An 8,800-nucleotide genomic window follows, 5' to 3' on the forward strand; every position below is an offset into this window, starting at 1 on the left:
TGGTAAAAAAACAAAATTCCTCATCTTTAGCAGGCTGTATGATAATATGTTTGGTGTTACACACGTTTAATTTCCTTGGTAAATGGGTGGGGGTGCTGGGAGGAGAGAGCACCCCCATAACGTCAAGCGGCTTTTGTCAAAATCTTTTGCATCTCTTGTTCTATTTCTGCTAAAAAAGCTTCGACCGCTTGATTAATCTGTTCAATGTGTTCTTCATCACGGTGAATGCGTTTGATTTTCATGCGTAAGTATGTTGATTGCCTCGTAAAACGTGGGTCATAACTGATAAAATCACACCATTTTCGTCCCGTACAAGCCATTTGGAATTGTATTTGCGCGCTATATTCAGGCTTTATAGTGTCATCTATAAAGAAGCGTAAATGGTTTGGTGATTGTGGACATTTGACTTCAACTAAACCGTCATCACCAACAAACCCATCAGGACTAGCACCAGCCATTTTGATTGTGGGGTGTTGTATGAAACCACACTCTATGATCTCTGTATCATAAATAAATGCATATTCTTTCAAGGCATCTTCTTCATGTTCAATGCCCCATTGCATAGCCGGCGTTGGATAAGATTGGCTTACTTCACCAGTTAAACGTTCTGTTATAAGTTTGATTTTGTAGTCTTCATATTTGTTTGTCGGCATTCCCTTTGCTGTTTTACTCAGTAGGTTGTAAACGTTTGAAGCGGTGACTTTTCCCAAGCGGGCCTGAAACCATTGTGCTGTTCTTTGTTCCATTTCACACCGCCGTTTGTTGTTGAGTTGGTGCATATTCAATATCTTGTATAGGTGCATCTAATTGCTCTTGTTGTGCTTTATTCATTTGCTTTCGCTGCTTTTTTTTCAAAGCAAACAAAGCGGTTTGTGCTTGTTTAAAAGACATATCTTTTAGATTTTTTACTCCTATGAAAGAGAGAAGCCTACTTTCTTCAGATTGTGTTTTTTTAATTAATTCTTTGATTTCATTCATCTGTTCAGAAGAGATACCCGCAAGAAGTGTTATTCCATCTGTATCGTCTTCTTTTCTTGCAACATTAAGAAGCATGCCTAAGAGATATCTACGTGCGTAGCTTATAGTAGAACCAACCGCTTGTGTGTTATTTTTGCTTCCCGTAGCATCAATGGGAAATGTTCCTTGTGTTGATATTTCATTGCCCGATATATGCTTTAAAGTCATTTCTACAGTTATGTCATTTGAACTCTGGTCTTTGATACGAGAGAACAAGGCAAAGTGATGTTTTGCAAGAGGTTCTTTAATAGCATCAATATATTTATCAAGCGTTGTATAGAGGCTTTTAGTATGTGTATTAATGGCATTTTGTTCGATATTTTTATATTCCACTTGTATAGCAGAAAGATCACGGACAAAGTTTTGACACTCTTGTCGTTCTATCTCCTTTTCTCGCAATTCAAGAAGACGCTTGAGACGATCCATATCGACATCATTTTCTAAAGCTCTTTCTAAAATAAGCTCCATAGCTGTAGGTTTGATTTCACAATCGTTCGTTTTTTCCACTAATTCCATTTGTGTGGTACTTAGTTCACTCATCTTGATTTCCTCCTATTTGAGCGCAATTCACCCGTGGCGTGAATCACGCATGTGTTAAAAGTTGGTTTGGTTGTTAGAGTTTGGATTTTATAGGCTGCATTATGTCTTCAGAAATTATGGTATCTACATAAGGCTCGTCTTTATACCCAGAGATAGTGATACAAAGTTCACCTAGATTGTGAGTATTTCTCACAACTAACTGTGCACACAAGGTAGGTTTAATTCCATATTTATACATGATTTATTTTTTCTCGTTTGTTGTGATACGGCTTTCTCCGCAGATCTCTGAATCTCCGTAAATTTTTGCGTCGCCATAAACTCTTGCATTGGGATAAACAATTGCATTTCCGTAAATCTGTGCGTTTTCAAAAATGCGACCACCACCATATACTCGGGCGTTATTATAAATTTTTGCATTGTCATAAATTTTTGAACCCCAAGTAACACAAGCATTATCATAGACCCAGCAATTGCCATCATGAGAGAGATTGCTTTCATTTTCTATAAAGCCCCCAAGGTCCCCAGCCTTAACATCATCAAAATCTCTTAAAGCACGAATGCGGTACAATGTATGGCAACTTACAATATCGGTGGTTTCATTAGTCAATTCGTATTTTTTCACCATGCTTTTTCTCCAGTGGACATGACGTTATCGCCATCAATATCCGCATCACGATAAATTTTTGCGTCGCCATAAATACGTGCATTACCGGAAACTGTTGCCATTCCATAAACTTCGGCAAAACCGTAAACATGTGCATTATGTTTAATTCGTGCACTACCATAAACTTCAGCATCATCATAAACTTGAGCATTATCGTAAACGCAAGCACAAGATAAGACGAATGCATTACCACCTACCCAGCAATTACCATGATGCGATAGGTTGTTTTCATGTTCTATAAAGCCGCCTAAATTACCTTTTTTAATAACTCCAAAGTCTCTTAAAGCGCGGATACGGTGAAGAGTTACCCCTTTAAACTCAGCTTTCTCATCAGTAAGTTCGTACTTCTTTTCCATTAGTTTGCTCCAGTGGATATTCTGCTATTGCTGCCAATCCAATCTTCACAACGTAAATCCGCATCACCGTAAATTTTTACATTTCCGTAAATGTGTGTATTACCGCCAACTTTTGCATTTCCATAAACGCTTGCCTTATCGTAAACATATGCTTCATAATAAACATGAGAATTGCCATAAACATGTGCATGATCAAAAACTTTAGCGTCACCGTAAACGTATGCATCACCGTAAATTTCTGCATAATTGTAAACTTTTGCTTCATCAGAAACGAGTGCATCTCCATAAACCCGCGCATCACCATAAACATAGGCATAACCGGAAATATGTGCATTTTGATAAACACGAGCATTATCATAAACCCTAGCATCATCGCCTACCCAGCAATTGCCATCATGACTTAGATTGTCTTCTTTTTGTATAAAACCGCCTAGGTCGTCTGCTTTAACATCATCAAAATCCCTTAATGCACGAATGCGGTGGAGAGTTTTGCCATCAACCTCAGTTGTTTCATCAGTAAGTTCGTATTTCTTTTCCATGGTTTTTGCCTCTACCTTAAGATAGCATCACTTCCATAAAATGCTGTTTTGCCAGCTACTATGGCATTACCACCAACTTTTGCGTTATTATAAACTTCGGCATCATCATAAACCTTAGCATTTTCATAAACTTTGGCATTTTCATAAACCCACGCCTCACCACCAACCCAGCAATTGTCATCATGGCTAAGATTTCTTTCACTCTCTACCCAGCCACCAAGATCACCTTTTTTAACATCACCAAAATCTTTTAATGCACGGATCCGGTAAAGCGTTATTCTATCAACTTTAATTGTCTCATCAGTCAATTCGTATTTCTTTTTTATCATAATAACCTCCTCTTAATGCATGGTTTGTCTTTTAAGCTCTTGAGACAGCACACCAATTCCTTTTGCTGTGATTTTTGCGCAAGGAATGACTTTTTCTATTCCACTTGCGGTTTGAAGTGTGATGGTTGGACAATCCATAAGTTTCTTTTGGATTTTGTCTTGATACGGTAGCAAATTTCCACCTACTGCTCGTCTGTAAACCCAACCTTTTTGCTGTAAGAAGAGAATGAACTGTTTTGGTTGCATCTCGAGTATTTTAGCGGCTTCTGTAAGACCGAAGAGTCCATTATGGCGCTGTAAGCTTTCAAGAGCCATTGCCTTTGGTTTTAAATTTGCAATAATGTTATCTTTTTGTTCATTTTCATTTTTGAGATACGTTAAAACACCAAGCATAACTTGAGGGCTTGAGTAGTCGATTTGTGGTATTACTGCTTGCTTTTCCAATTCTTGCCAACGGTCTATAATCCTAGCACGTAATGTCATGCTGTAACCGGAAACTAAGATAAGGCATTCACGCTTAGGGAGGTTGTAACAGTTCTGGGGCTTACCCTGTTTATCTAAATAGGTGGATCCAAATTTGGATTGACCCCCTTCAGGATATAATTCTCCTAACATTTGTCGAATATCACGCATAATATGCGCATGTTGCTTACCGCATAACTCTGCAATTTCACGACTAGACATGGTTGGAACAGTTGTGTTTTGAAAATTGTTTTCAGATATTGTAATAAAGTTTCGCATCATCACCCCCCTTAATTAAGAAAAACACAAGGTTTGATATAATATTCTGCCATAGTTTCTATGGCGCTCTGCTTGAGCAATTTTCCTTGCTGCGTGAATTTTGAAGTAATGATTATCGGTTTTATCTGTTTCTATTTCAGATTTTGGACAAATCTTCTGTCTGTTCCATTCTTGTTTTGTAAAAACAAAATCCATGCCTTCTTTTAGATCAAGCTTTTCAACACAATCGTTAAACCAAGTGGAAAAATCTTGTTTCAAATGTAAGTACCTATGCATCACATGGGCTTTGACCATTTTGGCATAACCAATTTTGTTGTCTACCTCGTTTTCAGGTGTGAGATATCCTTCACTATGAATATCATTATCATGTGTGTTCATAAGTTTACTCTAATCAATTATTGATGGGAAAAAGGGGGCGTTTTTAAAAGCGCCCTTCAGAATTTAAAGCACATCACATGCACGCAAACGGTGTTGTTGTTCGTAAGTACCGTAAATCTCATCATTATATTTTTCGTCTGCGATCTCGTCTAAAAGTTCTTGGTAAGCATCACTTTCGCGTACAAAGTCATGAACCTCACTATCCTCATGGAGATGTTCGATATTTTCTTTTACATATGCTTCTGCAATTTCTTCAGAGATATCTTCACAATTATTCTCAGAAGGATTGATGCGAAAGATTTGGATTGCATCATCTACCTCATCAACAATGCTTAGAATTTGGCTTGCATCAAGTGGTCCAGACTCTGCAATGTGTTGATCTTTATCGTAGGCAACTAATAAAATTTCATCAGAATTTATAAGAATTGGATTTTCCATAATTTTTCCTCCCTAACGCCTCTTGGCGATTGTTTGTGCGTGGTTTATATAATTACTTATATAACTATAATTATAAAATAGCAAGCAAAAAATTATAAAAAGTTATATTTTTATAAAAAATATTATAATATCTTGCTGAATAAGAGGGGAGGATAATTAGCGATAAGTCCGAATCATCTTGCTGTAAGAACTTATTGGCAAAATAGCAAATATCTCTCCAACCCACACAATTTTAACATTCTTAATAGGTAAGGCATTCCAAGAAAGCAGATCTATTTCACCATTCATTCCCCTGCTAATCTGCTTTATATATCTTTTATTATCATGTGTTAAAATAACGGCTTCTTTGCCAAAAAAGGATTCTATTGTTTTAATTTGGCGCCGTCTTACGATAACCATATCTCCATCTTTATAGGCTGGTATCATAGAATCTCCTTTAACTTCAAAAGCAACCATATCATCAGGTAAAACAAAAGGAATTTCTACTTGTTCAAGACCATCTTCAGGGATTTGTTCAAAACTTGGATCTATCTGTGTTCCTGCTCCAATATACCCCATAAGAGGAACAAAAGTTATTAAGTGATTGTCCCCTTTTAGTTCTTTATATAATTCTAAAATGGCATCTCGATTAGAGCCGCGTGGATCAGAATCTTTTAACCACTTAGACACTGAAGCTTGTGTTACGTTTAGCCGTTTGGCTACATCTTCTTGCGTTAAGTTAAATTCGGTCAAAATCTTTTTTAATGTGCTTATGATATTAGATTTATTACTCATACTTCTGCTTACCTTATTTTTTTATCATTGATAAAGATAAATTTCATTGACTTTATATAACTATAATTATATGAATAAAATAAGGCAGAGCTGTAATTGGAGCTTGTAAATGGATCAACGAGAAGATTTTAAGAATTTGACTAAGTCAATACGGGGCAAATTTAATTGGACTCAATCAGAAATGGCGAAAATGCTTGGTGTAACTCAAGCAGCTGTTTGCAAGTGGGAAAAAAGAGGATCTATCTCCGTAATAAATTATCTCAAGCTGCAAAAGTTGAAGGATAGTTCTAGCTCTAGTTCTGCTTTTATTGCTGCTCCTACAGATAGTAATGAACATCAACAGCAGCCTTCACATTCTTAAAGAAGAAAGATCAGAGATGATAGATGTCCCACAGATCACTATAAGTAAAGTCCAGTTGATCGACCTTGTTAATAAGATTGGACAGAAAGACATATATTATGGTGTCCGTTCGCCTCAAGATGCATGTCTTGAAACAAGCATGAAGCCCCCATCAACAGGTTTTATTGTTTGTATGCTACATAGTATCTTTGCGCGTGATGATAGAAATTATTTTCCGTTATTGCCGTACGATGATTTTAATCAATGGTTTTCATCTGTGTTTACGCAAGCTTTTACTGCTTGGTTTGATAATCATTTTTCTCAAGAGTTATCATCTTTTTATCGCTTAAGTAAGCTACTTTTGTTTACAGCTTTAGTCGAAAGTAATCTTGGCTTCTTAAGGGATGACCTCATCAAAAAAAGAGAAGAAGAAATCAAATTAATAAATGATGCGTGTAGTGTGCGTCTGAATTGAGTTAATCCACTTTTTTAAAGTCTATGAGGCTGGTTTGTGTTGTTACAGTCATTTTTGTTTCTGGTTGCAGTGGGGATGTATGGGTAATGATTAAAGTAACTTGGTCTTTTATATCTTCTTCACGTGCTGCTACAAAAATAAGGATTTTTGAAGGTTTGCCTTCTGAGGGAGCTACAGAAATATTAACATCGATTTCTGGTCCCGTTCGAAAATTCTTTGCTTTATCACAGAAGCCAGGGAATACTCGCGATTCTGCAACCGCGTCAGGATTAACATATGGTGATTGTATTTGCCAAGTTTTTTGCCTAGGTTTGTATATGATGCCATATCCAAGAATAAAGCGAGAACTATCTTTTAGCTTTATATTTAAAATATGGACGACAGTTTGTGCATTATTTTCTACCTTTAAGAAAAGAAGCGTCCACTTGTCCTTTGTTGGAAGATGCGGTCCAGTTGCATATATGGAAAGTGGCGGTCCTAAATCCTGTACTCTTTTGTTATCTAACAAAATTTTAATATGTTCTTCTGACCATTTGGCAAGATCTTTTGTCGATATCGCTTGCTCTTTAAGGGCTATCGTTTGTTCCTGGCTTTCTGCAAATTGCTTGCTTATCCATTCTCTATCTTCTTCTCGTTTTTTTGCAGCTTTTTCTAAATCATCTTTCCGGATTTTGGCTGCTTCTTTACGGTCTTTGCATCTTAAAATAAGCGCTACTGAAAGTGATCCGATAAATGACAGGAAACCCGTAAGAAATATCTTTATCCATTCTTGCATCTTTCCCCTCCCCACTTTTTTAGAATCGTTGGGAGGATACTTTTTCATAAACATTTTTTCAAGACAGGCAATCACAACACGCTCTGTCATAACACACATATAAATACGTAGAGCCTTAAGGGGGGGATTATGATCACTCATTTATATTTAATAAAAGAAGGGGGCGCGCATGTCTAATGCAATGCCATGGATAAGATTCCATTTGTATGACTGGATAAGTGGTACAGATGGAATGACGTTAGAGCAAAGGGGCGCTTATATGACGCTTCTCGTTCGCATGTACGATAAAAAAGCACCAATTAAAGAAGATTTTGAAACGCTTGCACGTGTTTGCAATTGTTCACAAAAAAAGTTTGCGACTATTGTCGAATATCTCATGAGAAATAATAAACTTGTTGAGACAGATAATGGATTGTGGAATACGCGCGTTGAAGAAGAACTCAATAACCTCAGTGAAGAGCTAGATAATTTTACCTTTAATAATAATGAAGAAAAGGAGGTAAAATATGTCAACTAAATTGGCTTGGACGAGACTTAATACAGACCAGTGGCTATTTAAACTCTCTGATTTACCACCTATGGAAGTCAATGTTTATGTGAAGTTGCGGATAAGAATGTTACACACGCGTGAGCCTCTTTTGAATGATGCACGAATATTATCTCATTTTACTTGTTGTTCAGTAAAAAGATTTGAAAAGGCATTAAATTATTTATTTAGATCTGGACACATCATTTATTTAGAAGATGGACGCTTGTGGAGTTTAGATGTTGAAGAAGAACTCAATAACTCAAATGAAAATTTAAATAAGTTTTCAGAGAGAGCAAAGAAAGCAGCGCAGGCAAAATGGGCAAAACATCATAAAGCAAAAACAATGAGTGATGATCAAGATGCTAAAAATGCTAAGCATGATGCTAACGGTATGCTTAAGGATGCTAAGCATGATGCTTGTGGGGATTTTAGCAATGCACAAGAAATGCTTAATGATGCCATTAACAATAACAATAACATATATAATAAAAAAACTAAAACTATCGTTTTAGCAAAAAAAGAAATTGGTTCTGAAAGTTTAGCAACAATCGATTTGGTTGACGAACCAACAGAGGTTGCTGCTGTTGAGACCACATCAGAGCAAATCACAACATCATCAGACAACCAACCTCCCATTCACGAGCAAGAGAATGTTCCCAAAAAAGCAAAACGAGCGCAAGCTAATCGCGGTTGTCGATTGCCTGCGGATTTTGAACCCGATTACGATTTTGCCATTGCAGAGGGCTTGCCTCCAGAGCGCGTCAAAGTCGAAATCGCAAAGTTTCGAGATTACTGGCGTTCAAAAGCCGGAGCAAATGCAACCAAAATCGATTGGCAAGCAACATGGCGTAACTGGGTGCGAAAGGCTATCGAGGATTTAGAAAAAACGAAAAACACGAATAACA

General features: G+C 36.9%; 15 protein-coding genes. 4 read left to right on the forward strand and 11 right to left on the reverse strand.

Annotated elements, in window-relative coordinates; translation table 11 throughout:
* Window positions 1-122: 122 nt before the first annotated feature.
* The 10 genes from ACFILL_RS08265 to ACFILL_RS08310 form a co-directional block, all read right to left on the reverse strand.
* Window positions 123-746 (reverse strand): lambda exonuclease family protein, encoded by a 624-nt coding sequence (locus ACFILL_RS08265; RefSeq protein WP_273790348.1) that lies wholly within the window; start codon window positions 744-746, stop codon window positions 123-125.
* A 1-nt stretch (window position 747) separates the two neighbouring features.
* A complete protein-coding gene (locus tag ACFILL_RS08270) occupies window positions 748-1,557 on the reverse strand; it encodes an ERF family protein (protein WP_273790347.1) in 810 nt (269 codons plus the stop codon).
* Window positions 1,558-1,798: 241 nt separating this feature from the next.
* Window positions 1,799-2,182, reverse strand: a complete 384-nt coding sequence (locus tag ACFILL_RS08275; protein ID WP_273790346.1) for a hypothetical protein — start codon at window positions 2,180-2,182, stop codon at window positions 1,799-1,801.
* Window positions 2,176-2,577 carry a hypothetical protein gene (locus ACFILL_RS08280; RefSeq protein WP_375613985.1) on the reverse strand — a complete coding sequence of 134 codons (402 nt, stop codon included), beginning with the start codon at window positions 2,575-2,577 and terminating at the stop codon, window positions 2,176-2,178. Before ACFILL_RS08280 ends, ACFILL_RS08275 begins: the two co-directional genes overlap by 7 nt.
* Window positions 2,577-3,116: a hypothetical protein gene (locus ACFILL_RS08285; protein ID WP_375643713.1), complete on the reverse strand. Its 540-nt coding sequence runs from the start codon at window positions 3,114-3,116 to the stop codon at window positions 2,577-2,579. Before ACFILL_RS08285 ends, ACFILL_RS08280 begins: the two co-directional genes overlap by 1 nt.
* Window positions 3,117-3,127: 11 nt before the next feature.
* Entirely contained in the window at window positions 3,128-3,445 is a 318-nt protein-coding gene (locus ACFILL_RS08290) for a hypothetical protein (RefSeq protein ID WP_156850804.1), read from the reverse strand.
* A gap of 12 nt (window positions 3,446-3,457) precedes the next feature.
* On the reverse strand, window positions 3,458-4,186 hold the full coding sequence (locus ACFILL_RS08295; protein ID WP_375643719.1) for a Rha family transcriptional regulator: 729 nt from the start codon (window positions 4,184-4,186) through the stop codon (window positions 3,458-3,460).
* A 15-nt stretch (window positions 4,187-4,201) separates the two neighbouring features.
* On the reverse strand, window positions 4,202-4,564 hold the full coding sequence (locus ACFILL_RS08300) for an antA/AntB antirepressor family protein (RefSeq protein WP_375643714.1): 363 nt from the start codon (window positions 4,562-4,564) through the stop codon (window positions 4,202-4,204).
* A gap of 63 nt (window positions 4,565-4,627) precedes the next feature.
* On the reverse strand, window positions 4,628-5,002 hold the full coding sequence (locus ACFILL_RS08305; protein WP_375643715.1) for a hypothetical protein: 375 nt from the start codon (window positions 5,000-5,002) through the stop codon (window positions 4,628-4,630).
* Window positions 5,003-5,158: 156 nt separating this feature from the next.
* Window positions 5,159-5,776, reverse strand: a complete 618-nt coding sequence (locus ACFILL_RS08310) for an XRE family transcriptional regulator (protein ID WP_273790341.1) — start codon at window positions 5,774-5,776, stop codon at window positions 5,159-5,161.
* 109 nt (window positions 5,777-5,885) lie between these two features.
* Between ACFILL_RS08310 and ACFILL_RS08315 the strand changes: the two genes are divergently transcribed.
* Both ACFILL_RS08315 and ACFILL_RS08320 read left to right on the forward strand, forming a co-directional pair.
* Complete coding sequence (locus ACFILL_RS08315) at window positions 5,886-6,137, forward strand: helix-turn-helix transcriptional regulator (RefSeq protein ID WP_273790340.1); 252 nt, start codon at window positions 5,886-5,888, stop codon at window positions 6,135-6,137.
* A 16-nt stretch (window positions 6,138-6,153) separates the two neighbouring features.
* Window positions 6,154-6,591, forward strand: coding sequence for a hypothetical protein (locus ACFILL_RS08320; RefSeq protein ID WP_273790339.1), 438 nt, complete (start codon window positions 6,154-6,156; stop codon window positions 6,589-6,591).
* Window position 6,592: 1 nt separating this feature from the next.
* On the opposite strand, the gene ACFILL_RS08325 is transcribed toward ACFILL_RS08320, so the two are convergent.
* Window positions 6,593-7,465: a hypothetical protein gene (locus ACFILL_RS08325; protein WP_273790338.1), complete on the reverse strand. Its 873-nt coding sequence runs from the start codon at window positions 7,463-7,465 to the stop codon at window positions 6,593-6,595.
* A gap of 70 nt (window positions 7,466-7,535) precedes the next feature.
* Between ACFILL_RS08325 and ACFILL_RS08330 the strand changes: the two genes are divergently transcribed.
* Both ACFILL_RS08330 and ACFILL_RS08335 read left to right on the forward strand, forming a co-directional pair.
* Window positions 7,536-7,883, forward strand: a complete 348-nt coding sequence (locus ACFILL_RS08330) for a YdaU family protein (protein ID WP_273790337.1) — start codon at window positions 7,536-7,538, stop codon at window positions 7,881-7,883.
* Window positions 7,873-8,800 (forward strand): hypothetical protein (locus tag ACFILL_RS08335; RefSeq protein ID WP_375643718.1); only part of this gene is annotated, 928 nt, incomplete at its 3' end. The genes ACFILL_RS08330 and ACFILL_RS08335, both read left to right, overlap by 11 nt.

Origin of the sequence: Bartonella sp. AP20NXHL (genome assembly GCF_042196165.1) — a bacterium.
Lineage (GTDB): Bacteria > Pseudomonadota > Alphaproteobacteria > Rhizobiales > Rhizobiaceae > Bartonella.